Origin of the sequence: Kitasatospora sp. NPDC059088, assembly GCF_042738155.1 — a bacterium.
In the GTDB taxonomy this organism is placed as follows: domain Bacteria; phylum Actinomycetota; class Actinomycetes; order Streptomycetales; family Streptomycetaceae; genus Kitasatospora.
Genome location: NZ_JBHYGR010000002.1, coordinates 140,393 through 166,027 on the forward strand (window position 1 = coordinate 140,393; position 25,635 = coordinate 166,027).

General features: G+C 73.4%; 22 protein-coding genes. 9 read left to right on the top strand and 13 right to left on the bottom strand.

Translation table 11 applies throughout. The annotated features are described in order from the left end of the window. Positions 1-149: 149 nt before the first annotated feature. The 5 genes from tuf to ACFWXO_RS01615 all read right to left on the bottom strand — a co-directional run bounded on the left by tuf (position 150) and on the right by ACFWXO_RS01615 (position 5,508). Positions 150-1,343: an elongation factor Tu gene (tuf, locus tag ACFWXO_RS01595; protein ID WP_375882058.1), complete on the bottom strand. Its 1,194-nt coding sequence runs from the start codon at positions 1,341-1,343 to the stop codon at positions 150-152. A gap of 195 nt (positions 1,344-1,538) precedes the next feature. Beyond that, a complete protein-coding gene (gene fusA, locus ACFWXO_RS01600; protein WP_380521252.1) occupies positions 1,539-3,644 on the bottom strand; it encodes an elongation factor G in 2,106 nt (701 codons plus the stop codon). A gap of 39 nt (positions 3,645-3,683) precedes the next feature. Then, positions 3,684-4,154 (bottom strand): 30S ribosomal protein S7, encoded by a 471-nt coding sequence (gene rpsG / locus ACFWXO_RS01605; RefSeq protein WP_148644378.1) that lies wholly within the window; start codon positions 4,152-4,154, stop codon positions 3,684-3,686. A 2-nt stretch (positions 4,155-4,156) separates the two neighbouring features. Further along, positions 4,157-4,528: a 30S ribosomal protein S12 gene (rpsL, locus tag ACFWXO_RS01610; protein WP_014144289.1), complete on the bottom strand. Its 372-nt coding sequence runs from the start codon at positions 4,526-4,528 to the stop codon at positions 4,157-4,159. Between the two features lie 428 nt (positions 4,529-4,956). Beyond that, a complete protein-coding gene (locus ACFWXO_RS01615) occupies positions 4,957-5,508 on the bottom strand; it encodes a DUF1707 and DUF4190 domain-containing protein (protein WP_380521254.1) in 552 nt (183 codons plus the stop codon). A gap of 256 nt (positions 5,509-5,764) precedes the next feature. Between ACFWXO_RS01615 and ACFWXO_RS01620 the strand changes: the two genes are divergently transcribed. From ACFWXO_RS01620 to ACFWXO_RS01635, 4 genes are all read left to right on the top strand, one after another. Beyond that, a complete protein-coding gene (locus tag ACFWXO_RS01620; protein ID WP_380521256.1) occupies positions 5,765-6,601 on the top strand; it encodes an ABC transporter ATP-binding protein in 837 nt (278 codons plus the stop codon). After that, positions 6,598-8,229, top strand: coding sequence for a transporter (locus ACFWXO_RS01625; protein ID WP_380521257.1), 1,632 nt, complete (start codon positions 6,598-6,600; stop codon positions 8,227-8,229). Before ACFWXO_RS01620 ends, ACFWXO_RS01625 begins: the two co-directional genes overlap by 4 nt. A gap of 71 nt (positions 8,230-8,300) precedes the next feature. Beyond that, complete coding sequence (locus ACFWXO_RS01630; protein ID WP_380521259.1) at positions 8,301-9,602, top strand: DUF2786 domain-containing protein; 1,302 nt, start codon at positions 8,301-8,303, stop codon at positions 9,600-9,602. A gap of 36 nt (positions 9,603-9,638) precedes the next feature. Beyond that, positions 9,639-10,754 carry an ADP-ribosylglycohydrolase family protein gene (locus ACFWXO_RS01635; protein WP_380521261.1) on the top strand — a complete coding sequence of 372 codons (1,116 nt, stop codon included), beginning with the start codon at positions 9,639-9,641 and terminating at the stop codon, positions 10,752-10,754. Positions 10,755-10,765: 11 nt separating this feature from the next. On the opposite strand, the gene ACFWXO_RS01640 is transcribed toward ACFWXO_RS01635, so the two are convergent. The 4 genes from ACFWXO_RS01640 to ACFWXO_RS01655 all read right to left on the bottom strand — a co-directional run bounded on the left by ACFWXO_RS01640 (position 10,766) and on the right by ACFWXO_RS01655 (position 15,184). Next, the gene (locus ACFWXO_RS01640) at positions 10,766-12,097 is read right to left on the bottom strand and encodes a serpin family protein (RefSeq protein WP_380521263.1); all 1,332 of its coding nucleotides are present in this window, start codon (positions 12,095-12,097) and stop codon (positions 10,766-10,768) included. A gap of 37 nt (positions 12,098-12,134) precedes the next feature. Beyond that, a complete protein-coding gene (locus tag ACFWXO_RS01645; RefSeq protein ID WP_380521265.1) occupies positions 12,135-13,133 on the bottom strand; it encodes an ADP-ribosylglycohydrolase family protein in 999 nt (332 codons plus the stop codon). A 21-nt stretch (positions 13,134-13,154) separates the two neighbouring features. Further along, complete coding sequence (locus ACFWXO_RS01650; protein ID WP_375882036.1) at positions 13,155-14,369, bottom strand: cytochrome P450; 1,215 nt, start codon at positions 14,367-14,369, stop codon at positions 13,155-13,157. Between the two features lie 74 nt (positions 14,370-14,443). Beyond that, positions 14,444-15,184 carry an NAD-dependent deacetylase gene (locus ACFWXO_RS01655; protein WP_380521267.1) on the bottom strand — a complete coding sequence of 247 codons (741 nt, stop codon included), beginning with the start codon at positions 15,182-15,184 and terminating at the stop codon, positions 14,444-14,446. A 112-nt stretch (positions 15,185-15,296) separates the two neighbouring features. Here ACFWXO_RS01655 and ACFWXO_RS01660 point away from each other — a divergent pair, with 112 nt between their 5' ends. Further along, the gene (locus tag ACFWXO_RS01660; RefSeq protein ID WP_380521269.1) at positions 15,297-16,361 is read left to right on the top strand and encodes an ATP-binding protein; all 1,065 of its coding nucleotides are present in this window, start codon (positions 15,297-15,299) and stop codon (positions 16,359-16,361) included. After that, positions 16,358-18,154, top strand: coding sequence for a hypothetical protein (locus ACFWXO_RS01665; protein WP_375882029.1), 1,797 nt, complete (start codon positions 16,358-16,360; stop codon positions 18,152-18,154). Before ACFWXO_RS01660 ends, ACFWXO_RS01665 begins: the two co-directional genes overlap by 4 nt. A gap of 55 nt (positions 18,155-18,209) precedes the next feature. Here the strand turns inward: ACFWXO_RS01665 and ACFWXO_RS01670 are convergent, their stop codons facing one another. The 4 genes from ACFWXO_RS01670 to ACFWXO_RS01685 form a co-directional block, all read right to left on the bottom strand. Further along, positions 18,210-18,821 (bottom strand): hypothetical protein, encoded by a 612-nt coding sequence (locus tag ACFWXO_RS01670; RefSeq protein ID WP_380521272.1) that lies wholly within the window; start codon positions 18,819-18,821, stop codon positions 18,210-18,212. Positions 18,822-18,942: 121 nt separating this feature from the next. Continuing rightward, positions 18,943-19,623 (bottom strand): response regulator, encoded by a 681-nt coding sequence (locus ACFWXO_RS01675; protein WP_380521274.1) that lies wholly within the window; start codon positions 19,621-19,623, stop codon positions 18,943-18,945. After that, complete coding sequence (locus ACFWXO_RS01680) at positions 19,620-20,807, bottom strand: sensor histidine kinase (protein WP_380521276.1); 1,188 nt, start codon at positions 20,805-20,807, stop codon at positions 19,620-19,622. The genes ACFWXO_RS01675 and ACFWXO_RS01680 overlap by 4 nt, the downstream gene beginning before the upstream one ends. Before the next feature lie 112 nt (positions 20,808-20,919). Next, on the bottom strand, positions 20,920-21,594 hold the full coding sequence (locus tag ACFWXO_RS01685; RefSeq protein WP_380521278.1) for a DUF4097 family beta strand repeat-containing protein: 675 nt from the start codon (positions 21,592-21,594) through the stop codon (positions 20,920-20,922). Between the two features lie 233 nt (positions 21,595-21,827). Between ACFWXO_RS01685 and ACFWXO_RS01690 the strand changes: the two genes are divergently transcribed. The 3 genes from ACFWXO_RS01690 to ACFWXO_RS01700 all read left to right on the top strand — a co-directional run. Next, on the top strand, positions 21,828-22,547 hold the full coding sequence (locus ACFWXO_RS01690; RefSeq protein ID WP_380521281.1) for a Crp/Fnr family transcriptional regulator: 720 nt from the start codon (positions 21,828-21,830) through the stop codon (positions 22,545-22,547). Positions 22,548-22,657: 110 nt separating this feature from the next. Beyond that, positions 22,658-23,467: a hypothetical protein gene (locus ACFWXO_RS01695; protein WP_380521283.1), complete on the top strand. Its 810-nt coding sequence runs from the start codon at positions 22,658-22,660 to the stop codon at positions 23,465-23,467. After that, on the top strand, positions 23,464-25,635 hold a 2,172-nt coding region (locus ACFWXO_RS01700; RefSeq protein WP_380521285.1), incomplete at its 3' end, for a hypothetical protein. The genes ACFWXO_RS01695 and ACFWXO_RS01700, both read left to right, overlap by 4 nt.

A 25,635-nucleotide genomic window follows, 5' to 3' on the forward strand; every position in this document is an offset into this window, starting at 1 on the left:
GCCCCCCCAATACCTGGGGGCCTGTGGGGGCCGGTGTGTGGTGGGGCGCCCGGGTGGGGGGGGGTTTCGCCCCGGACGGCCCCCCCGCCCGGGGCGGGGGGGGGGGCCCTTCGGACGAGCCTGACGGGGCAGGCAGGTCAGAGCACCAATTACTTGATGATCTTGGTGACCTGGCCGGCGCCGACGGTGCGGCCACCCTCACGGATGGCGAACTTGAGGCCCTCCTCCATGGCGATCGGCTGGATCAGCGCGACGGTCATGGCGGTGTTGTCGCCCGGCATGACCATCTCGGTGCCCTCGGGGAGGGTCACGACGCCGGTCACGTCCGTGGTACGGAAGTAGAACTGCGGGCGGTAGTTGTTGAAGAACGGGGTGTGGCGGCCACCCTCGTCCTTCGACAGGATGTAGGACTGGGCCTCGAAGTCGGTGTGCGGCGTGACCGAACCCGGCTTGATGATGACCTGGCCGCGCTCGACGTCCTCGCGCTTGATGCCACGGAGCAGCAGACCGACGTTCTCACCGGCCTGGCCCTCGTCGAGCAGCTTGCGGAACATCTCGATGCCGGTGACCGTGGTGGTGGTCTTGGTCTCCTTGATGCCGATGATGTCGACAGTCTCGTTGACCTTGAGGATGCCACGCTCGATACGACCGGTGACGACGGTGCCACGACCGGTGATCGTGAAGACGTCCTCGATCGGCATCAGGAACGGCTGGTCCACGGCGCGGGCCGGGGTCGGGATGCTCTCGTCGACCGCGTGCATGAGGCCGAGGAGCTTCTGGCCCCACTCGGCGTCGCCCTCGAGGGCCTTCAGCGCGGAGACGCGGACGACCGGCAGGTCGTCGCCCGGGAACTCGTACTCGGAGAGCAGCTCGCGGACCTCGAGCTCGACGAGCTCCAGGATCTCCTCGTCGTCCACCATGTCGGCCTTGTTCAGGGCGACGACGATGTACGGGACGCCGACCTGGCGGGCCAGGAGGACGTGCTCCTTGGTCTGCGGCATCGGGCCGTCGGTGGCGGCGACCACCAGGATGGCGCCGTCCATCTGGGCGGCACCGGTGATCATGTTCTTGATGTAGTCCGCGTGACCCGGGCAGTCGACGTGGGCGTAGTGGCGCGCCTCGGTCTGGTACTCGACGTGCGCGATCGAGATGGTGATACCGCGCTGACGCTCCTCCGGGGCCTTGTCGATCTGGTCGAACGGCGTGAAGGGGTTGATCTCCGGGTACGCGTCGTGCAGCACCTTGGTGATGGCCGCGGTCAGCGTGGTCTTGCCGTGGTCGATGTGACCGATGGTGCCGATGTTGACGTGGGGCTTCGTCCGCTCGAACTTCGCCTTGGCCACTGAGTCCTCCTGAGGACAGTTCCTGTACGCCGTGCTGACGTCAGTTGGTCTTTGATACGGGCCCGGCCTGGGTGCCCGAAGCACCTCTCGCCGCCCCGTGGTTGGGGGCCGGAGGCCCTGGGAGGATCCGGACGGATCCTCCCAGGTCGCCTCCTAAGAGCCTAAGGGGTGTGAATCATCCCGAATATCGGGAGGTCACTCGCCCTTGGACTTGGCGATGATCTCCTCAGCCACGGCCTTGGGGACCTCGGCGTACGAGTCGAACTGCATCGAGTAGCTCGCGCGACCAGAGGTCTTGCTGCGCAGGTCACCGACGTAGCCGAACATCTCGGAGAGGGGCACCAGCGCCGAGACGACGCGGGCACCGTGACGCTCGTCCATGGACCGGATCTGGCCACGGCGAGAGTTGATGTCGCCGATCACGTCGCCCATGTAGTCCTCGGGCGTGGTGACCTCGACGGCCATCATCGGCTCGAGGAGGACCGGCTTGGCCTTCCTCGCGCCTTCCTTGAAGGCCATCGAACCGGCGATCTTGAACGCGAGCTCGGAGGAGTCGACGTCGTGCGACTGGCCGTCGAGCAGGCTCACGCGGACACCCTGGAGCGGGTAGCCGGCGAGGATGCCGAACTCCATGGCCTCCTGGCAACCGGCGTCGACCGACGGGATGTACTCCCGCGGGACGCGGCCACCGGTGACCTTGTTGACGAACTCGTAGCCCTCGGCCTGCTCGAGCGGCTCGATCGCGATCTGCACCTTGGCGAACTGACCGGAACCACCGGTCTGCTTCTTGTGGGTGTAGTCGATGCGCTCGACGGCCTGACGGATCGTCTCGCGGTACGCGACCTGCGGCTTGCCGACGTTGGCCTCGACCTTGAACTCACGCTTCATACGGTCGACCAGCACCTCGAGGTGCAGCTCGCCCATACCCGCGATGATGGTCTGGCCGGTCTCCTCGTCCGTGTTGACCTGGAAGGACGGGTCCTCCTCGGCGAGACGCTGGATGGCGACACCCAGCTTCTCCTGGTCACCCTTGGACTTGGGCTCGATCGCGACGCGGATGACCGGGGCCGGGAAGTCCATGGACTCCAGGATGACCGGGCTCTTCTCGTCGGACAGCGTCTCACCGGTGGTGGTCTGCTTGAGGCCCATGACGGCGACGATGTCGCCGGCGCCCACCGACTCGATCTCCTCACGCTTGTTCGCGTGCATGCGGTAGATCTTGCCGATGCGCTCCTTCTTGCCCTTGACGGCGTTCAGCACCGAGGTGCCGGACTCCAGGCGGCCGGAGTAGATCCGGACGAAGGTGAGCTTGCCCAGGTGCGGGTCGGACATGATCTTGAACGCCAGCGCGGCCAGCGGCTCGTCGTCCGAAGCCTTGCGGGAGATCTTGGTCTCCGGGTCGTTCGGCTTCGTGCCCTCGACGGACTCGATGTCCAGCGGGGACGGCAGGTACTTGACGACCGCGTCGAGCAGGGGCTGAACGCCCTTGTTCTTGAAGGCGGTACCGCAGAAGATCGGGGTGAAGTCCGAGTTCAGGGTGCCCTTGCGGATCGCGTCCTGCAGCAGCTCGACCGGGATCTCCTCGCCCTCCAGGGCGAGCTCCATGATCTCGTCGCTGACGTTGGAGACGGTGTCGATCAGCGTCTCGCGGTACTCGTCCGCCTGCTCCTGCAGCTCGGCCGGGATGTCGACGATGTCGTACATCTCGCCCTTGGCGGCCTCGGCCGACCAGATCAGCGCCTTCATGCGGACCAGGTCGACAACGCCCTGGAAGTCCGCCTCGGCACCGATCGGGAGCTGCATCACCAGCGGGGTGGCGCCGAGGCGCTCCACGATGGTGTCGACGCAGAAGAAGAAGTTCGCGCCCGTGCGGTCCAGCTTGTTGATGAAGCAGATGCGCGGGACGCCGTAGCGGTCAGCCTGCCGCCACACGGTCTCGGACTGGGGCTCGACACCGGCGACACCGTCGAACACCGTCACGGCACCGTCGAGGACGCGCAGCGAACGCTCCACCTCGACGGTGAAGTCGACGTGACCCGGGGTGTCGATGATGTTGATGGTGTGGTCGGCATCGTCGACGGTCCAGTGACAGGTCGTCGCGGCCGACGTGATCGTGATGCCGCGCTCCTGCTCCTGCTCCATCCAGTCCATGGTGGCAGCGCCATCGTGGACCTCACCGATCTTGTACGACACGCCGGTGTAGAACAGGATCCGCTCGGTGGTGGTGGTCTTGCCCGCGTCGATGTGCGCCATGATCCCGATGTTGCGGACCTTGGCGAGGTCAAGGGAGGTTGCAGCCATGGTGGCTCGTTCTCTCTCTGTCTAGTGACGGGGTACGGACTACCAGCGGTAGTGCGCGAAGGCCTTGTTGGACTCGGCCATCTTGTGGGTGTCCTCGCGACGCTTCACGGAAGCGCCCAGGCCGTTGCTGGCGTCGAGGATCTCGTTCATCAGGCGCTCGGTCATGGTCTTCTCGCGACGGGCGCGGGAGTAACCGACCATCCAGCGCAGCGCCAGGGTGCTGGCGCGGCCCGGACGGACCTCGACCGGAACCTGGTAGGTCGCGCCACCGACACGGCGGGACTTGACCTCGAGGGCCGGCTTGACGTTCTCCAGCGCACGCTTCAGCGCGACGACCGGGTCCGAGCCGGTCTTCTCACGGACGCCCTCGAGGGCGCCGTAGACGATCCGCTCGGCGGTGGAGCGCTTGCCGTGCAGCAGGATCTTGTTGACCAGCTGGGTGACGACAGGGGAGCCGTAGACCGGGTCGATGATGACCGGGCGCTTCGGGGCGGGGCCCTTACGAGGCATTCTTACTTCTCCTTCTTGGCGCCGTAGCGGCTGCGAGCCTGCTTGCGGTTCTTGACACCCTGGGTGTCGAGCGAACCGCGGATGATCTTGTAGCGGACACCAGGAAGGTCCTTCACACGACCACCGCGCACCAGCACGATGGAGTGCTCCTGCAGGTTGTGGCCCTCGCCCGGGATGTAAGCGGTGACCTCGATCCCGCTGGTGAGGCGCACACGGGCGACCTTACGAAGCGCCGAGTTCGGCTTCTTCGGGGTGGTCGTGTACACACGCGTGCAGACCCCACGGCGCTGCGGGGAGCCCTTCAGCGCGGGAGTCTTGTTCTTCTCGACCTTGTCCTGCCGGCCCTTTCGGACCAGCTGCTGGATCGTAGGCACCGTTTCTCCGTTTTCTGTGTGCCAAGGCTTGGTGGAACTAACCTGCGGTGTCTCCCTTGCACACAACCCCGTGGTCGACCCACGCGGTCGGGTGTGTTGGGCTTTTTCCGACACGGAATCCCATGGCTGATGTACAGCGACGGCGCTCTACGCGCGGCGCGCTTTGAGGCGCTCCGGCTCGGCGCGGCGACCGGTGTGCATGCACGCACAAGGACCCGGGGACACCCCAGGCACAAGGTCAGAGCGTACCTAGCGCATGGGGCTCGGTCAAAACAAATGCAACGCCGCAGGTCGCGGCCTTCGGCCGGGTGTCGCCCCGGTGTCCCGTACGCGACCGGCCGGTGTCGGGCCGCCCTCCACCCGCTCTACCACAGTCGGCGGGCACCCGCCAGCGGGGCAGCCGGGGCCGCCGGGGCGGCCTAGGCGACCTAGGAGGCGATGCCCAACATGATCACCAGCAGCCAGAAGGCGCCGCCCAGGTAGCCGAGCACCAGGCCCAGCACCGCCGCCCAGTCCCCGTCCATGTTGCGCTCGCGGATCTGCCGGCGGGCGAGGTGGCCGGTGATCACCGCAGGCACCACCGGCAGCGCCAGGAAGCCGGTCAGGCCGCACACCAGGGAGACCACCGCCAGCACGCTGGTGGGCCGGGCCTGCGGCACCGGCGGCGGCACCAGGAAGGTCGCCGGGACGGGCTGCGCGGCCTGCAACGGCGCCGCCATCGGCCCGGACGGCAGGTCGGCCACCAACGCGGCCAGCTCGCCGTAGGTCACCGCCCGTGCCGCCGCCTCGTGGCGCTGCCCGTACTCCTCGACGGACAGCCGCCCCTCGGCGAACCCGGCCTTCAACACGTCCACCGTCCGGTCCCGGTCGGCGTGGCTGGCCCGCATCACCGACTGCGGGGTCGGCGCGGCCTGCCAGCCGGCCGCATTCCGGCCGTACCGGTCGGTGGGGCGGGACTCGCCCCACGGTTGAACGGACATCCGCCACCTCCCGGGCGCCGCGGCACCCCCGCGCGCTCACTGGTCCTCATAGTGCAGGACGAACCGGGGAACTGAGTAGTTGCCGAATCGGACCGGCAGCTCCCGGAGACCGTCGCCGGGCGGCGCGCCTCACCCGTTCGGCGGACAGGCTCAGGGGATGCTCAAAGCGGGCGACAGCCCGTCGGGCCGGTGCCAGGCTGGCTCCGGAGCGCCCCGCCACCGCGCGTCCACCCACGACCAGAGACAGAAGGCCGCCATGCAGGCGTCAGAACCGTCGCCCTCCGAACCGACCGCCGCCGGCCGGCTCGGACCGGGCACCCCGTCCGCCGTCAGCATCCAGGGGCTGTGGAAGCACTTCGGCACCCAGGCCGCCGTCGCCGGGCTCAGCCTGGAGCTCCCGGCCGGGTCGTTCATCGGCCTGGTCGGGCCGAACGGCGCCGGCAAGACCACCACGCTGTCCATGGCCACCGGCCTGCTCCGGCCCGACCAGGGCACCGTGCTGGTGCACGGCACCGACGTCTGGGCCGACCCGGTCACGGTCAAGGCCCGGATCGGCATCCTGCCCGAGGGCCTGCGGATGTTCGAGCGGCTCAGCGGGCGCGAACTGCTCCAGTACACCGGCCGGCTGCGCGGCCTGCCCGGCGCCGAGGTGGACCGCCGCGCCGAGGAACTGCTGGCCGTCCTGGACCTCGGCCGGGACGCCGACAAGCTGGTCGCCGACTACTCCACCGGCATGCGCAAGAAGATCGGGCTGGCCGCCGCGCTGCTGCACAACCCCGACGTGCTGTTCCTGGACGAGCCCTTCGAGGGCGTCGACCCGGTCTCCGCCCAGACCATCCGCGGCGTGCTCAAGCGGTACGCGGCGGCCGGCTCCACCGTGGTCTTCTCCAGCCACGTGATGGAGCTGGTCGAGCAGCTCTGCGACTGGGTCGCCGTGGTCAACGCGGGCCGGGTGATCGCCCAGGGCCCGCTGGACGCCGTCCGCGGCGGACGCAGCCTGCACGCGGCCTTCCTGGAGCTGATCGGCGTCCGCGAGGACGACGGCCAGGCCCTCGGCTGGCTCGGCGGCGGACGCACCGGGGACACCCGGTGACCGCCGCCACCGCGCCCGTCACCGCCGTGCCCGACGACCGGACGGTGGTCCGCGGCCTGGTCGCGCTCAAGCTGCGGCTGCTGCGCAACGGGCTGCGCCGCAGCCGGGGCCGGGCGGCCGTGTACGTCCTCGGCGGCGTCCTCGGCCTGGGCTTCGCGGGCCTGATCGCCTTCGGCATGGCGATGCTCAACGGTCGCTACGAGGGCTCCGGCAACACCGGGGTGATGCTGGCCGGCGTGCTCACCCTGGGCTGGGCCGCGCTGCCGCTGTTCCTGTTCTCCAGCGACGAGAGCGCCGACCCGACCCGGCTCACCATGCTGCCGCTGCGGCCCGGCCCACTGCTGCGCGGTTCGCTGCTGGCCTCGCTGATCGGGCCCGGCCCGCTGATCAGCCTGGTGCTGGTGACCGGCGCGGTGCTGTCCGGCGCCACCGGCGGCGCCGCGGCCGCCACCGCGGTGGTCGCCGTGCCGCTCGCCCTGCTCTGCCTGGTCACGCTGTCCCGGGCGGTCGCGGCCGGGAACGCCCGGATGCTCTCCAGCCGGCGCGGCAAGGACTTCGCGATCTTCGGCGGGCTGGCCTTCGCCCTGCTCGTCCAGGGCGCCAACGTCGGCTCGCAGAGCATCTTCGGCCGGCAGCACGGCCAGGACATCGACCTCGGCCCGCTCAGGCCGATCGCCGCGGTGCTGCGCTGGATCCCGCCGGTCAGCGCCGTGGACGCCCCCCGCAGCGTCGGCGCGGGCGAGTACGGGGCGGCGCTGCTCCAGCTCGCCGCGGCCGGTGCGCTGCTCGTCCTGCTGCTGCGCTGGTGGCGGGGCAGCCTCCAGGAGCTGATGGTCACCGCCGACTCCTCCACCCTGGAGGTGGCCCGCGGGGTGCAGAGCGCCCGCGGCTGGCGCTTCCTGCCGGAGGGCCGCACCGGCGCGGTGATGCAGCGCCACCTGCGGTACGCCTGGCGCGAGCCGCGGGCCAAGGCCGCGCTGTTCACCAGCGTCGGGATGACGCTGGTGATCTGCCTGCTGTCGGTGGTGCAGGGCTGGTCGAGCGTCTACCTGCTGGCGATGACCGGGACCTTCCTCGGGCTGCAGATGCTCAACCTGTTCGGCATGGACGGCTCGGCGTTCTGGATGGTCGCCGCCACCCTGCGCACCCCGGCCGACGCCCGGGACGAGCTGCGCGGCCGGGCGTACGCGGTGCTGTCGTACGCCCTGCCGGTCACCGTGGTGCTCGGGCTGGTGCTGGCCGCCGTCACCGGCGACTGGAGCGGGCTGCCGTCCGCCCTCGGCCTCGCGCTGGCGGTGCTCGGCGGCGGCATCGCGCTCGGCTCGGTGTTCAGCGTGCTCGCGCCGTACACCATGCCCGCCGACAGCAACCCGATGCGCAACGCCGCCCCCGGGCAGGGCGGGCTGATCCTGCTCAACCAGTTCGGCTCGATGCTCGGCGTCGCGGTGCTCTCCCTGCCGGTCGGCGGCTACCTGCTCTGGGCGCTGCTCTCGGACGGGCCGAGCTGGCCGCTGCTGCTGCTCGGCCCGGCCTACGGCGCCCTGGTCGCCACCCTCGGCATCCGGCTGGCGGCCCCCCGGCTGCTGGAGCGTGTGCCGGAGATCATGGCCAAGGCCATCGAACGGTAGCTAGGTCGGCCCGGCCGCTCCGGCATCATGGGCCGGAGGGGCGGGGCCGTCGAGGAGAGCAGGGACACACCGTGGGCAAGCGCGCGCAGCAGGGCGACGGGAACGCCGGGCCGCTGCTGGAGCAGGCGGTGCGCTCGGTGCTCACCGCCCCCGACGAGGGGCTGGACCTCGCCCTGGACACCGGGGCCTCGCTGCTGGCCGCCTCGGCCGGGCAGTGGCCGGCGGTCAGCCGGTCGGTGCTCGGGTACGCGGACACCGCGGTGGGCCGCTGCTGGTCCGCCGGCTGGCGCCCGGCCGACCTGGTGCGGGTCGTACGGCGCGGGCTCAAGCCCGTCCACCTGGCCCTCGCGGTGGACCTGATCGCCGCCGAGGCCCGCCGCCGCCCCGCCGCCGCCCTGGACCGGCGCTGGCAGGAGCAGCTGCGCGAGCTGGAGGCCGAGGTCTGGTGGCCCGCCGACGAGCAGTACCTCGGCGCCTTCGCCCACCGCCACCGGCTGGACCGCTTCGCGCTCGCCACCGCCCTGTTGGAGCTGCTGCGCAGCTGGGGCCGGCTGCCCCCGATCGCCCCGGTCGGCCCCGCCCCCGGGCAGCAGGGGCCGGTGCGGCGCCCGGCCGGGCCGCAGCATCCCGGGTCGCCGGCCGGGGAGCCGCGGATGCTGGCCCGGATCCGGGCCCTGCTGGCCAAGGCCGAGTCCACCGAGTTCCCGGAGGAGGCCGAGGCGCTGACCGCCAAGGCCCAGCAGCTGATGGCCCAGCACAGCATCGACGACGCGCTGCTGGCCGCCGCCGGGGCCGACCGGAACACCCCGGCGGCGCTGCGGATCGGCGTGGACAACCCGTACGAGGGGCCCAAGACGATGCTGCTGGACGCGGTCGCGGCGGCCAACCGGTGCCGGGTGGTGTGGGCCAAGGAGTTCGGCTTCTGCACCGTGATCGGCTTCGACGGGGACCTGGACGGCGTCGAACTGCTCTACACCTCGCTGCTGGTGCAGGCCACCCACGCGCTCAACAAGGCCGGGTCCGGCAAGGACTCGCGCAGCAAGGCGTTCCGGCAGTCCTTCCTGGTGGCGTACGCGGCCCGGATCCGCGAGCGGCTGACCGCCGCCACCGAGCGGGCCACCAGCGCCGCCGCGGCCGGCCGCCACCTGCGCGAGGACGGCACCGAGGAGCAGCTGCTGCCCGACGAGCGGCTGCTGCCCGCGCTGGCCGCCCGCTCGGCGGCGGTGGACGACGAGGTCGGCCGGCTGTTCCCGAAGCTGGTCTCCCAGCGGGTCCGGGTCAGCGACGGCGAGGGCTGGGCGGCCGGGCGGGCCGCGGCCGACCGCGCCGCCCTGCACGGGCGGGGCGAGATCCACAACCGGCCGCCCGCCTGATAGAAACGACCCGCCACGAACGAAGGGGGATCCGACGTGACGGAGTCGACAGCGGAGTCCGGATACCGGGACCGGGTGCGCGGCGCGCTGCTCGGCGGCGCGATCGGCGACGCCCTGGGCTGGCCGGTGGAGTTCCAGCAGCTCCACCAGATCCGCGAGCGGTTCGGTCCGCAGGGCGTGACCGCGCTGCCGTCCGGGAGCGCCGGGTCGGTGGAGGTCACCGACGACACCCAGATGACGCTGTTCACCGCGGAGGGCCTGATCCGCGGCTTCGTCCGCGGCTGGTCCGGCGGCGGCGGCTCGGTGCCGGAGGCGGTGCACGGCGCGTACCGGCGCTGGCTGCGGACCCAGTACCAGGGCGCCCCGGACACCGAGCCGCAGCCGCGCCCGTACGACGGCTGGCTGCTCGGCCGGCCGTTCCTGTACGCGCGGCGGGCGCCGGGCAACGCCTGCCTGAGCGGGGTGTCCGAGCACCCGGTGTTCGAGGCGCCGGCCCCGATCGGGAGCCCGGGGCCGATCAACCCCGGCTCCAAGGGCTGCGGTTCGGTGATGCGCGCGGCGCCGTTCGGGCTGGCCCGGCTCGGGGCGGAGCAGTCCTTCGGGCTGGCCGTGCAGTGCGCCCAGCTCACCCACGGGCACCCGACCGGCTACCTCGCCGCGGGCGCCTTCGCGGCGCTGGTCGAGCGGTTGGCGGCCGGGACGGAGCCGTGGGCGGCGGTCGGCGAGACGGTGGAGCAGATCCGCGAGCTGCCGAAGTCCAAGGAGACCGTGCAGGCGCTGGCCCGGGCGGTCCGGCTGGCCCAGGAGGCCGAGCCCTCGGCGGACACCGTGGAGCGGGTCGGGCTCGGCTGGATCGCCGAGGAGTGCCTGGCCATCGCGGTGCACTCGCTGCTGGCGGCCACCCTCGACCCCGATCCGGTGCGCACCGCGCTGCTGCTGTCGGTGAACCACTCCGGGGACAGCGACTCCACCGGCGCGGTCTGCGGCAACCTGGTCGGGGCCGCGTACGGCGCCTCGGCGCTGCCCGCCGACTGGGTCGGGGCGGTCGAGGGGCGGGCCGAACTGCTGACGGTCGCGGACGACCTGCTGGTGCTGTTCGGCAGCCGCGACCCGGGCCACCCGGCGCTCGGCGGGCGCTACCCCGCCTGGTAGCCGGACGCTCCTCAGCTCGCCCCGGGGTCGGCGACCTGGCCGAGGAACAGCGGCCGCCCGGTGGCGGTGTCCCGGATCAGGAACAGGAACGGCCGGTCGATGTGCAGCTGGACGGGCCGGTCCGGGGCGGGCGCCGCCGCGACGCCGATCCCGACGCCGCTGCCGGCCGCCGCGACCGTCCCCTCCTCGTCGACCTGGACGGTGGCCTTCTGCACCACCGTGCTGACGGCGAGCGGCGGCTGGTCGGCGATGCCGCCGAGGTCGGCCCGGTCGAAGACCGAGTGGACGCCGAGCGAGCGCAGCGCGGGGCTCAGCTCGTTCGAGGTGTCGAAGTGGAAGCGCGGCAGCTGGAGGTCGACCGGCCGTTCGGCGAGGGCGCCGAGGATCCGGTCGAGCTGGGGCTGGTCCAGCCCCTTGGCGAAGGCGGCGAAACCGCCCTGCGCGGGGACGATCAGGTCCATCGCCAGACCGCCGCCCTGGTACGGGAGTTCCACGGCCTGCCAGGGCTCGCCGACGATCCCGCCGGAGCCGTCCGCGTACTTGAACTCACCGGCCTGGCTCATCGACGGGACGGCCGGGGCGGATCCGTCGAGCTTGTGGAACGGGCGGTCCGCGGTCTGCCCGGGCTTGAACGCCGAGGCCCACTTCGCCTTGAGGTAGAGCGCGTCGGTGAGGACCAGCCGGGTGTCGGCGTTGATCGTGTTCGGTGCGAAGAGGTCCTTGATCTGCCCCTCGGTGGCCTTCTCCACGGCGGAGTTGACGGCCTCGCGGGAGCCGTTCGGGTCCTTGCCGAAGTCGGTGGTGCGCACCCCGGCGTCGAAGGCGGTGGCGAGCGTGGCCAGGTAGTCGGGCTTCACCGCGAAGCCCTGCTGGGTCCAGACCTGGTCGCTGCGGCGCAGGGTGAGTCCGTCGGTGGCCGGGACGGGCCGGTCGAGGGCGCCGACGGCGAGGGCGTACTGCTTCGGGTCGAGGTCGGTGTGCAGGGCCTTGGCGAGTTCCTCGGCGGTGGCACCGCGCGCGCCGGGCAGCAGCATGGCGAGCACGGTGGACAGCCCGGACGGCGAGACCACCAGGTTCTGCCCGGCGGTGTCCGGCTTCGCGGTGAGGGTGTGCAGGAGGTCCAGGCCGAAGGCGTCGGTGGCCTTGGCGGTGGCGGCCACCGAGGCCTGGTCGACGGCAGGCCGGGTGGCCGGCGCGGAGGCCCGCTGCTCCCCGGTGGCGGCGGTGCCGGGGCCGGTGCTGCCGCAGCCGCTGACCAGCGGTGCGGCGAGCGCGGCGGCGAGGAGCAGTGCCGCGGGGCGGCGGGGCGGGCGACGACGGGTTCCGCTGCTGCTGTTCGTCATGGCCCTTCGACGCGGCACCCCTCCGCCCGGTTCCGGCTCAGTCCCAGAGCGCGCCGAACTCCAGCAGTTCGTCCCGGTGCTCGATCCGCTCGACCCACTCCGCGGGCCAGACCGCCTCGCCGTGGTGGGCGCCGGCGAAGGCACCGGTCAGGCAGGCGAGCGAGTCGGAGTCGCCGCTGGAGTAGGCGGCCCGGCGGACGGCGGCCACCGGGTCGTCGGGCAGCAGCAGGAAGCAGAGCAGGCCGGTGCCGAAGGCCTCCTCGGCGACCCAGCCCTCGCCGGTGGCCAGGCAGGGGTCGGCCTCGACGTCGGGGGCGGCGAGGGCGGCGTCCAGCTGGTCGAGGACCGTGAGGCAGTCGTCCCAGCCGCGGGCGATGACGGCCTGCGGGGAGGCGCCGTACCAGTGGTCGGCGAGGTCGCCGAGCCAGAACTCGTCGTAGCGCTCGCGGCCGGCCAGCGCGTACGCCCGCAGCACGGCGGGCAGTCCGGCGGGCGGGACGCCCTCGGCGAGCTTGCGCACGGCGTAGGCGGTGAGGTCGCTGGCGGCGAGCGCGGTCGGGTGGCCGTGGGTGAGCGCGGACTGGAGTTGGGCGGCGCCGGAGAGCTGCCGGGCGTCCAGGTCGCGGATCAGGCCGAGCGGGGCGACCCGCATGTTGGCGCCGCAGCCCTTGGAGCCCACGTCGCTGGCCTGCTGCCAGCGGTACTCGTCGTGGCTGAGCCGCTCGCAGGCGCGCAGGCAGGTCATGCCGGGGGCGCGGTTGTTCGACGGGGAGCGCCACCAGTCGACGAACTCCTCGCGGACCGGGCGCGCCAGCCGCAGCGGCGTCAGGGGCCCGCGGGCCAGAGCGGTGCGCAGGCCGCGGGCGAGGGCGAGCGTCATCTGGGTGTCGTCGGTGACCAACGCCTTCCGCGGCAGCGGGAGTCGCCGCCAGTCCGGGTGGTCGGCGGCGATCCGCTCGACGTCCTGGAACTCGGTCAGCCGGCCCATCGCGTCGCCGATCGCCAGCCCCAGCAGTGCCCCCGTCGCCTTGCCCACGGCCTTCTCCCCCGCTTCCCGTCACACGTCGACCAACAGCTCCTTGAGCCCGCGGATCACGTAGCCGGGGTTCCACTCGGGCTCGCGGACCAGCCGCAGGCCCGGGGCCCGGCGCAGCAGCGTGCCGTAGGACTCGGTGAGCTCCAGTCTGGCAAGGGGGGCGCCCAGACAGAAATGGATTCCGGCGCCGAAGGTGACGTGCGGGTTGTCGGTGCGGCCGAGGTCGAGGCGGTCGGGGTCGGCGAAGCGCTCCGGGTCGCGGTTGGCGGAGCCGAAGAGCAGGGCGATCTCGGCGCCGCGCGGCACGGTGACCCCGCGGACCTCGATGTCCTCCAGCACCCAGCGCTCGAACATCTGCAGCGGGGTGTCCCAGCGCATCAGTTCCTCGACGGCGGTGGGCAGCAGGGCGTCCACCGAGCCGCGCAGCCGGGCGAGTTCGCCGGGGTGGCGGAACAGCGCCCACCAGCCGTTGCCGGTGGTGTTGACGGTCGCCTCGTGGCCGGCGTTGAGCAGCAGCACGCAGGTGGAGACCATCTCCTGCTCGCTGAGCGCGTCGGAGCCCTCCTGGGCCTGGATCAGCGCGCTGATCAGGTCGGTGCCCGGGTTCCCCCGGCGCTCGCGGATCAGGGCGCGCAGGTAGTCGGAGAACTCGGTGCTGGCGGTGACGGCCCGGCGGGCGGCCTCCTCGCTCGGGTTGAGCTCGAACATCCCGGTGATGTCGGCGGACCAGGGGCGCAGCAGGTGCCGGTCGCCCTCCGGCACGCCGAGCATCTCGGCGATCACGGCGACCGGCAGCGGCTCGGCGACGGCGGAGATCAGGTCGCCGCCGCCGGCCGCGAGCAGGTCGTCGACGAGTTCCCCGGCCAGCCGCCGGACGGTCGGCCGCAGCCCTTCGACCATGCGCGGGGTGAAGGCCTTGGAGACCAGCCGGCGGATCCGGGTGTGGTCGGGGGCCTCCAGGTCGAGCAGCCCGTGGTCGTTGAGGGTGTGGAAGGGCTCGTGCGCCGGGTCGGGTTCGGGGCGGCCGAACTCCTGGTGGCTGAACCGGTGGGTGTAGGTGCGGCCGAGCCGCCGGTCGCGCAGCAGGGCGCTGACGTCCTCGTGGCGGGAGACCAGCCACTGGTTCGTCGGCTCGTGGTACGTCACCGGCGCGTGCTCGCGCAGTTCGGCGTACGCGTCGTACGGGTGGGCCACGAACTCCGCCGACCAGGGGTCGAACTTCGCCGTCGTCGTCATCGCTCGATCACTCCAGGCCGTGAGGGGAAGCCGGGAAGATCATCGTATGCGTGCGGTACGTCCGTAAAGGGTCCTTACGCCCCCTCCAGCACCAGCCGGCGCACCAGCCTCGGCAGCGCCCGGGAGATCGGCTCCCGGATCACCTCGGCCGCGGCCGCGTCGTACGGGGTCTCCTCGGCGTTCACGATGATCAGCTTCGCGCCGCTCCGCACCGCGTTGTACGGCAGCCCGGCGACCGGGAACACCTGGAGGCTGGTGCCGACCGCGACGAAGACCTCGCAGGCCCGGGCGACGGAGTCGGCCTGACCGAGCACCTCCTGGTCCAGGTTCTCGCCGAACATCACGATCCGCGGCTTGAGGATGCCGCCGCACTCCCGGCAGGCCGGGTCCGGCTCCCCCGCCTCGACCCGGGCCAGCGCCTGCGCCATCGACCCGACCACCCGGCAGCTCAGGCACTGGGTCTCCCGGACGTTGCCGTGCAGTTCGAGCACCTTGCGGGCGGTCAGGCCGGCCCGCTGGTGCAGCCCGTCGATGTTCTGGGTGAGCACCCGCAGCGGCAGCCCGGAGCGCTCCAGGTCGACCAGCGCCCGGTGCCCGGCGTTCGGCTCGGCGGCCAGCCCGGCCGTCTCCAGCCGCATCCGCCAGGCCCGCGCGCGCACCTTCGTGTCGTCCCGGTACGGGCCGATGGTGACCAGTTCCTCGGCCGACGGGTCCTTGCGCCACAGCCCCTGCGGGCCGCGGTAGTCGGGGATGCCGGAGTCGGTCGAGATGCCCGCGCCGGTGAGCACGGCGATCAGGGGGCGCTTCGCGTTCATGCCCCGGACGGTACGGGCGGCCGGGCGCGGCGGCCACCGAAAATCCGGATGCGCCCCGTCAACTCCCGCCGCACACTGGGCCGGTCACCCACCGTTGCCGTGAAGGAGCCCCGTGCAGGGAGCAGTCAGCGTCTCGCCCGCCCAGATCCCCGAGCTGTTGCTCGGCCTGGCCACCGTCCGCCCGGTGTTCCTCTGGGGCGCCCCCGGGATCGGGAAGTCCTCCCTGGTCAGGGCGTTCGCCGAGTCGCTCGGTCTGGAGTGCGTGAGCCTGGTCGGCACCCAGCTCGCCCCGGAGGACCTGATCGGCGTCCCGCAGCTCACCCCCGAGGGCCGCTCCCGGTTCTGCCCGCCCGAGCAGATCGCCCGCGACGAGCCGTACTGCCTGTTCCTGGACGAGCTCAACGCGGCCTCGCCGGACGTCCAGAAGGCCTTCTACTCGCTGATCCTGGACCGCCGGATCGGCTCCTACGAGCTGCCGCCCGGCTCCATCGTGATCGGCGCCGGGAACCGCGCCACCGACGGAGCGCTCGCCCGCCCGATGGCCTCCGCGCTGGTCAACCGCATGGTCCACGTCCACCTGCGGGCCAGCGCCGAGGACTGGCTGCGCTGGGCGGCCGGCGCCGGGATCCACCCCTGGATCCTCGACCACCTCACCGACCGGCCGGACCACCTGTGGTCCGCCCCGCCCAAGGCCGAGGAGCCGTTCTCCACCCCGCGCGCCTGGCACATGCTCTCCGACGCGCTGAACTCCTTCGGCCCCACCCTGGACGAGGAGACCCTCAAGGTGGTCACGTACGGGCTGCTCACCCCGCAGCACGCGATCGCCTTCTGCGGCTACGCGAAGATCGTCCGCAACTCCTACGGCCTGGAGGCGATCCTCAAGGGCGACGCCCGCTGGCCGCACCGGCTGGAGGACCGCGACCTGCTCTACTACCTGGCCGACGCCTTCCGCGGCCGGCTGGTCAAGGAACTGCCCGCCAGCAAGGAGCACGCCTCCGGGGCGCAGCGGCAGACCGCCTTCCGGGCCAAGTCGCTGCTGGTGCAGCTGGCCGAGATCTCGGTGGAGGTCGCCCAGACGGTGATCGCGGACGGCGCGGACGGCAACCCGGTGCTGCCCTCCTGGTTCCTGATCGAGGCCGCCCGGGACATGCCCCGACTGGTCGAGGCCCGCCGGTGAAGCGGCCGGCCAAGGCCGCCGCGAAGAAGCCCGACCCGGGCACCGTGGCCTTCGAGGAGGGCGTCCGGCTGCTGCGCGGCAACCCGGCCCTCGCCGCCCTGCGGGCCGACGTCTGCCGCTCCGAGGAGTGCACCACGGCCCCGCCCGACGGCTGGGCGGTGGCCGACTCCGACGGCACCCTGCACGTCAACCCGCGCCGCCGGGCCGAACCCGAGGAGTGGGCCTGGGTGCTGGCGCACGGCCTGCTGCACCTCGGCTTCGGCCACCTCCCGGGCGACCGCGGCACCCGCACCCAGCCCGACCCGTACCAGGTCGCCGCCCGCTGCGCCGTGGTCAACCGCTTCCTCGCCACCTTCCCGGTCGGCCGCGCCCCGGTCACCCTCCCGCAGGAGTACCCGGGCGGGGACGAGGAGGAGCTGGCCGAGCGCTGGCGCCGCGACGGCCTGCCCCTGCCCGGCACCGCCGGGACGGCCGGCACCGCCGACTGCGACCAGCTGCTGGTCGAGTGGCGCGGGCACGGCCGGGCCCGCGAGGACTGGCCGGCGGCCTTCGCGGCCGCCCTCACCCGCACCATGTCCGCCGCGATGGACCGGGCCGGCGGCCGGATCGACGCCGAGACCGGCGAGCGCCTGCCCGAACGGCCCTGGAACCGGGCGCTCAACTGGTTCGTCTCCTCGTACCCGCTGCTCGGCGGCATCGCGGCCGGCCTCACCGTCGTCGCCGACGCCGAACTCGCCCGGGCGCACGGCATCGCCGTCGCCGCCGTCAACGCCGAGGCCGCCGAGATCTACGTGAACCCGCTGCGCCACCACTCCGACGAGGAGTGGCGGTTCATCCTCGGCCACGAGATCCTGCACGCCGCCCTGCGGCACGGCGAGCGCCGCGGCGGGCGGGACCCGTTCCTGTTCAACGTCGCCGCCGACTACGTCATCAACGGCTGGCTGCTGGAGATGAACGTCGGCGAGATGCCCGACGGGCTGCTGCACGACCCGCAGGTGAAGGGCCTGTCGGCCGAGGAGGTGTACGACCGGATCGCCCGCGACCAGCGCCGGATCCGCCGGCTCGCCACCCTCGCCGGGAAGAACCGCCCGGACATCCTCGGCGAGCCGCTGGGGCCGCCGCGGGACTACGTCGACCTGGACGACTTCTACCGGCGCGGCCTCCAGCAGGGCTTCGAGCTGCACGGCCGTGAACGCGGGCTGCTCCCGGCCGGGTTGGTCGAGGAGATCCGCGCGCTCGCCCACCCGCCGCTCCCCTGGGACGCGCGACTGGCGCGCTGGTTCGACGAGTTCGTGCCGCGCCCGGAGCCGGTGCGCAGCTACTCCCGCCCGGCCCGCCGGCAGTCCGCCACCCCGGACATCCCCCGGGCCGGCCGCTACCACCCCGAGGAGGAGGTGCCGCGCTGCACCTTCGGGGTGGTCCTGGACACCTCCGGCTCGATGGACCGGACACTGCTCGGCAAGGCCCTCGGCGCGATCGCCTCCTACGCCGCCGCCCGGGACGTCCCGGCCGCCCGGGTGGTGCACTGCGACGCCGCCCCGCACGACGCCGGGTACCTCCCGGTCGAGGAGATCGCCGGGCGGCTGCGGGTGCACGGGCGCGGCGGCACCGTCCTCCAGCCGGGCATCGACCTGCTGGAGCGGGCCGAGGACTTCCCGCCCGGGGCGCCGGTCCTGGTGATCACCGACGGCATGTGCGACGTGCTGCGGCTGCGCCGGGAGCACGCCTTCCTCGTCCCGCGCGGAGCCGGACTGCCGTTCACCCCGCGCGGACCGGTCTTCCGCATGAGCTGACGAGCCGACGAGCCGACGGGCCGACGGGCCGACGGGCCGACGCGCCACCGGACGGTCAGGCCAGCGCCAGGGCGGGAGCGGTACCGGTCCGCACCAGCGGGGACAGCGCCACCAGGTAGCAGGCGGCGGCCAGCGGGATGAAGGCCAGGTCGGCCGCCGAGGCGACGGTGCCGACCAGCATCAGCACCGGGCTCCACCAGCGCAGCGTCCGGGCCGCGCCGACCGAGGCGGCGACCAGCAGGGCCAGCAGGCCGACGTAGAACAGCAGCGGGCCGACCTGGTAGACGGCGGGGAGCACCCCGGGGACGGACTGCACCCGGTCGAACAGCCTCGACTGCTCGGCCTTGTCCGCCGCGGCCAGGCCGACGCACAGGTCGATCCCGATCTGCGCCAGCGAGGCCGCCAGGCCCGCGAACGCCGTCCCCAGCGCGGCGTTCGCGGCCAGCCGCCCGGCGGTGGTGCCGCGCGGGGCGAGCAGTCGGCGCAGCGCGAGGAAGACCGGGGCGAACAGCAGCAGCCCGGCGAACATCGCGGTGTGGCCGAGCGTCCAGCCGAGGCCCGGCTCGCGGGAGCCGGGCACCAGGCGGATGCCGCCGTACAGGGCCATCAGGGCGGGGGCGCCGACGGCGGCGTAGGCGGTGAGGCGGGTGTTCCGGATGGCGTTCATCTGACGATCTCCTGCGGTGTCCGTGGTCCGTTCCGACACCGCAGAGCCTCCCGGCCCGACCCCTCGTCGCGGATCGCCCGTACCGGCGAAACCGGCCCCTCCCCCGCAAGGGGGAGTCCCCTCAGGACTCCCCCGCCACCACCGCCCCGGCCTCGTACGCGAACACCACCGCGTGCACCCGGTCGCGCAGTCCGAGCTTGCTCAGCACATTGCTGACGTGGGTCTTCACGGTGTGCTCGCTGACCACCAACTCGGCCGCGATCTCCGCGTTGGACAGCCCACGCGCGATCAGCTGCAGCGTCTCCTGCTCGCGCAGGGTCAGCTGCTCCAGCAGCTTGGACGGCGGCCGCACCGCCCGCTCCCGGCCGCCCGGGCGGCGGGCCGCGAACTCGCCGATCAGCCGCTTGGTCACCGAGGGCGCGAGCAGCGCCTCGCCCGAGGCCACCATGCGCACCCCGTGCGCCAGGTCGTCCCGGCGGACGTCCTTCAACAGGAAGCCGCTGGCGCCCGCGTACAGCGCGTCGAAGACGTAGTCGTCGATGTCGAAGGTGGTCAGCATGATCACCTTGGTGGCCGGGAACTCCTCGCACACCCGGCGGGCCGCCTCCAGGCCGTCCATCACCGGCATCCGGACGTCCAGCAGCAGCACGTCCGGGTTGTGCGCGCGCACCGCCTCGACCGCCTCGGCGCCGTCGCAGGCCTCGGCGACCACCTCGATGTCCGGCTGGGCGTCCAGGATCATCCCGAACCCGGCCCGCACCAGCTCCTGGTCGTCCGCGACCACCACCCGTATCGGCGTCATCCGCCCACCCTCTCCACCACGCCCGTCGGCCCCAGCGGCAGCCGGACACTCACCAGGAAACCCCTGCCCTCCGGCCCCGGACCGGCCTCGGCCCGGCCGCCGCAGGCCGCGGCCCGCTCGCGGATGCCGACCAGCCCGCGCCCGCCGGACCAGCCGGCCACCGTACGGTCGGCGGACGGCGGCATCCCGCGACCGTTGTCGGAGACCACCACCTCCAGCACCCCGTCGGCCCGGCCCACCCGGATCGCCACCCGGTCCGCCCCGGAGTGCTTGACCGTGTTGGTCAGCGCCTCCTGCACGATCCGGTACGCGGCCGCCTCCACGTCGGCGGGCAACCCGCCCAGCCCGTCCGCGAGTTCGAGGTCCACCCGCAGGCCCGTCCCGCGCACCCGCTCGGCCACGTCGGCGAGTTCGGCCAGCCGGGGCTGCGGCGCCAGCTCCCGCTCCGCCTCCGGGTCCTTCAACACGCCGAGCACCCGCCGCAGTTGCACCATCGCGTCGCGGCCCGCGTCGGCGATGGTGTCGAAGGCGCGGATCGCCCGGTCCGGGTTGTCGCGCACCACCAGCGGCCCGGCCTCGGCCTGGATGACCATCAACGACACCGCGTGCGCCAGGATGTCGTGCATCTCCCGGGCGATCCGGGCCCGCTCCTCGGCGACCGCCCGGGCCGCCTCGCTGGCCGCCCGCACCCCCGCCTCCCGCGCCCGCTCGGCCTGCATCCGGGCCAGCTCCCGCTGGGTGCGCACCAGGGCGCCGAAGACGAAGGAACCGCCCGAGGTCAGCACGCTGAACAGCGCGCCGTTCGGCGAATGGGTGCCGATCACATTGGCGACCACCACGACCGCCAGCACCGGCCAGCGCTGCCGGTCGGGGAAGCGCTCCGCGATGGTGTACATCCCGATCACCGCGTACAGCGGTACCTGCGGGTTCGCCGAGTGCGCCACCACCGACAGCGCCAGCGAGGGCACGGCGCCCGCGATCAGGCCCAGCAGCGAGACCTTGCGCCGCCAGGGCAGGAACAGCGCGGTGGACACCGCCAGCGGGTACACCCACCAGGGCCAGTCGGTGTCGTCGTTGTAGACCGACCAGACCGACACCGCCGCCGAGCAGACCGCCAGGAAGGTGTCCAGCACGTACGGGCTCAGCCCGGCCGTCCGGCTCCGCCCACGCGCCGCGCGCTCCACCGTCGTACCTCCCCCGTACCCGGGGACCCCGTCCCCGCGGAGAAGATCATGCCCTACCGGCAGAACCACTGGCACCGCCCGGCCGGGAGCCTCCCGATCGGACACCGCCCGGTCAGACACCGCTGACCGTCACACCGCCGGTCTCCGCCCGCGCCGTGATGCTGTGCGCCGCGCCCGGCCGCGAGGGGACGCCGACGTCCGCCCCGCCCGACCCCGCCTGCGCGTCCACCGCGTACGCCTCCCCGGACGGCACCCGCAGCCGCACCCCGCCGTTGCCGACCCGGGCCTCCAGCGCCGACGGCGCCGCCGCGAAGTCGGCCCGCACGCCGCCGTTGGTCGCGCTCAGGCGCGCCGTCGGGGAGGTCAGCCCGGTGGCCTCGACCCCGCCGTTCTCCACCGCGGCCTCCACCTCGGCGGACAGCCCCGTCAACCGCACCCCGCCGTTCTCCTCCTTGATCCGCACCTTGGTGCCGGCCGGCACCTGCACCTCGTACCCGACCCCGCAGGAGTCGCAGGAGTACCCCAGCCGCAGCACGCCGTCCTTCACCTCGTGGGTGCTCTTCGGCGCGGACCCCCGGTAGCTCTGCTTCTCGACGACGTGCACCGAGTCACCGGTGCCGGTCACCACGACCCCGCCGTTCTCCCCCTCGACCACCAGCTCCCCGACCGGCTCGGCCACCCCGTACGCCACCGTCCGGTGCTCGTCCGACTCCAGGAACGGCAGGCACCCCTGCATCCCCAGCACCACCGCCGCCGTGATCGCCACCGCGCCCAGCACCCGCTTCATGTCCGGCCCCCTTCGCAAAGCCCCGCCGTCCCGACACCGAGAACCCTCCCGCGACCGGCCCCCTCGGCACCTCCCTCCGCGGAGCGGTTCCCGGCCCTCCCCCGTGCGGGGGATGGCGGGCAATTCACGGATTCACCGGCGCGGCCGCCGCTTCGCCGGTAGCTTGTTTGCCCGCGCTCAACCTCCCGGAGCCGCACCACGCCCAGGCACTGACGACGAGGGCTGATCAGGCAATGGCCAACACCCCGCCCGGCGGACCGGGTCCCGCGACCGGGCACGGCCTGGACGACCGCGTGCCCTTCCTGGCCCGGCTCGACCACGCCGACCGCACCGCCCTGCTCGCCCTCGGCCACCGGCTCGACTACCCCGCCCGCTCCACCGCACTGCGCGAGGGCGAACCCTCCGACCACGTCCTGCTCGTCCTGCACGGCTGGCTCAAGGTGACCGCCCTCGCCGAGAACGGCTACGAGGCCCTGCTCGCCCTGCGCGGGCCGGGCGACATCGTCGGCGAGTCCGCCGCCCTCAGCGGCCGGCCCCGGGCCGCCACCGTCACCGCACTGGAGCAGGTCTCCGCCACCGCCGTCGACCGGGCCGCCTTCACCACCTACCTGCAGAACACCCCCGCCGCCGCGATGCAGCTCCTGGCGCTCTCCACCGACCGGCTGCGCGCCGCCGACCGGCACCGGCTCAAGTTCGCCTCGCTCAGCGTCAGCGAACGCCTCGCCGACCTCCTGCTGGAACTCGCCCGCACCCACGGCCGCCGCACCGCCGAGGGCATCGTCGTCTCCGTCCCGCTCAGCCAACAGGAACTCGCCGGCTCCGTCGGCGCCTCCCGCGAGGCCGTCGCCCGCCTGCTCAAGTCCCTGCGGGACCGCGGCATCGTCGTCACCAGCCGCCGCTCCCTGGTCGTCGCGCGCCCCGACCTGCTCCGGAGGCCCGGCCAACTCCGCTGATCCGCACAGCAGTTCTGTGCACACCGTCACAGAGCGAGTACCTCAACGGCGCTCACGCCGACCTGCCCGGCACGGGCAGGCTGAGGCCGACGACGAATCGAGAGGCGACCATGACCGATCCGGTGAACCACACCATCCTGCTGCTGGACATCGAACAGTTCGGCCGACGGGACGACGTCGAGCAGGCCTTCATGCGCCGCATGCTCTACTCCGTCCTGCACGAGACGCTGCGCAGCGCCGGGGTCGAACCCGCCGAACAGCGCCTGGAGGACCGTGGCGACTCGGTGATGGCCCTGATCAACGCCACCGTCCCCAAGGCCCGGCTGCTGCACGCGCTGATCAACGAGACCCCCACCCTGCTGCACGCCAACAACCGCCTCGCGGCCGCCGGCGCCCGGGTACGGCTGCGGATCGTGCTCGCCTCCGGCGAGGTCGCCGTCCAGGAACTCGGCGGAGCCCTCGGCGGCGCCGTCGGCTGGGACCTCAACCAGGCCTTCCGGCTGCTCGACTCGACCCCGCTCCGGGAGGCCCTCCGGCACCGCGAGGGGCCCTGCGCCCTCGCCGTGTCCGACGCGCTCTACCAGGGCATCGTCCGGCACGGCCACGGCGGCCTGGCGCCGGAGGCGTTCCACCGGGTCACCGTCCAGGGCAAGGAGGGCGAGTTCCCGGCCTGGCTGCACGGCGCACCCGCCCCCGACGCCCCGGAACCCGCCCCGGCGAGCACCCCGACCACCACCCGGGCCCTGGCAGCGGCCCCGCCCCCGGCACCGGCGGCCGCCCAGGGCGCCGCCACCTTCCAGTTCCTCGGCGGCACCCCCACCTTCGGCGGCAACCTCATCGGCGGCGACCAGCACGTCGTCTCCGGCGGCCAGGTCCACGGCGACGTCAACACCGGCAACACCGTCGGCGGCGACCGATGACCACCACCGCCGAGCCGGAGGCCGCGGACCAGGAGGACGGCCTCCAGGAAGCCCCGCCCGAGGACCCGCAGAACGCCGTGGAGGCCGTCCAGGAACTCCTGGAGCACGTCCCGGACTCCTTCGCCGGCCGCACCTACCTCTTCGCCGGCGGCACCCCCGGCTTCGGCGGCGACCTCATCGGCGGCGACCGGCACACCGTCTCCGGCGGCCAGGTCCACGGCGACGTCGTCACCGGCCACAAGACCACGATCTACCAGGTCGGCGGGGCCGCACTGCACGCCTCCGGGCTGGTCCCGACCGATGAACTCATCGCCCTGGCCGAGGTCTTCCGGCCCGGACCGGCCTTCGACCAGGCTCTCGTGCACCTCCGCGAGCAACGGGTCCTGGTCCTCACCGGCCGGGCGGACACCGGCCGCCGCGCCGCCGCACTGATGCTGCTGCGTGAGCTGGGCATCGACCGGATTCGAAACCTGGACCCGGATGTCAGTCCCACCGCCCTGCTCAACGGCGTCGAACGGGCCGAGGGGTACGTGCTCACCGACTACACGGCCTCCCGCACCCGCCCACTGCTCCGATCCGACCTCCACCGCCTGCGCGAGGCACTCGCCAAGCAGGACGGCTACCTGGTCATCACCACCACCCCCTCCCCCACGCTCCGCGAACTCCCCACGGTCGGCTGGTCACCGCCCGACCCGGGGCTCGTCCTCGGTGCCCATCTGCGGGCACTGCGGGACGACGGCGTCCCCTTCGAGCAGCTGCTCGCCCTGGACCCCGTCGAGGGGTTCCTGGCCAAGTACCCGCCGATCCGGGAGATCGCCGAGTTCGCCGTCAGGCTGGCCGCCTACTCCCCGTCGACCGGCAGGCCCTCCGACCTCGCCGACTTCGGTCGGGGCGCGGTCCAGGAGAAGGTCGGCCGCTGGTTCGGGGACGACGGACTCCCCCTCCACGACAAGGCCTTCCTGATCTCCCTGGCCGTCTTCGACCACGCCCCCTACACCCTCGCCGCCGAGTGCGCCGACAAGCTGTTCCGCCGCCTGGAGACCATCCGCACCCCCGGCCGCCCGGACGGCATCCCGCCGTTCGGCAGCTCGGTCGAGGACCGGATGGCCCTCGCCCGGGCCGAGCTCACCGAGGAGTCCGAGCAGACCCCCTGGGGCCCGGTCCCCCAGCGGATGGCCTCCTTCCTGGACCCCCGTACCTCCCCCACCCTGCTGCGCGAGGTCTGGACGAGCCACCCCTCCGCCCGCCCCGCGATCACCGGCTGGCTGAACGCCCTGGCCACCGACTCCCGCGCCCTGGTCCGCACCCGGGTGGCCTCCACCACCGCCCTGCTGGCCTCCGTCGACCTCTCCGCCGCCATGAGCGGGCTGCTCGGTCCCTGGTCCGGCGCCAAGGACTTCCGGCTCTGCCTCCAGGCCGCCAACAGCCTCGCCCTCGCCTACCACGCGGGCACCGCGGCCGTGCCCCGCATCCTGCGCGGCTGGGCCGGCGACGACAACGCCCGCCGCCGCTGGACGGCCATCCGCTGCTACGCCCTGCTCGGCCCGCTGCTGCCGACCCAGGCCCTGGAGGCCTTCGCCCTGGCCGCCGAGCGGCTGACCGCCGGCGAGCTCGACCAGCTGACCGCCGGGTTCCGGCCCGGCGCGCGGCCGTCGGAGCAGCCCGACCGCCACCAGGCGCTCGGGCTGCTCGAAGCGGCCGAGCTGATGCTGCTCTCCGCCGAGGCCGAGCTGACCCTGCGCACCCTGGTCCGCTGGCTCTCCGGCCCGGCCGCCCTGCGCCAGCTGGCCCTGGCCGCCTTCCTGACCGCCGCGCAGCGCACCGAGGACACCGCCGTGGGCCGGCCGCTGCTGCTCGACTGGTACGCCCGGAGCCCGCGACCCGAGCCGGGAGGTGTGCGCAGCGTCACCGTGCTGCCCGCGCCCGAGGAGCCCGCGCCGGTCCGAGCGCTGCTGGTCGCCCTGTGGCGCACGGCCCTGGAGGACCCGCACTACCGCGACGCCGCCCTGGGGGTGCTGCGCGGCTGGGGGGGGGGGGGGGGGCCCCCCCCCCCCCCCCCCCCCCCCCCCCCCCCCAAAAAAACACCACCCCCCCCCCCCCCCCCCCCCCCACAACACCCCCCCCCCCCCCCCCCCCCCCCCCCCCCCCCCCCCCCCCCCACACACCGC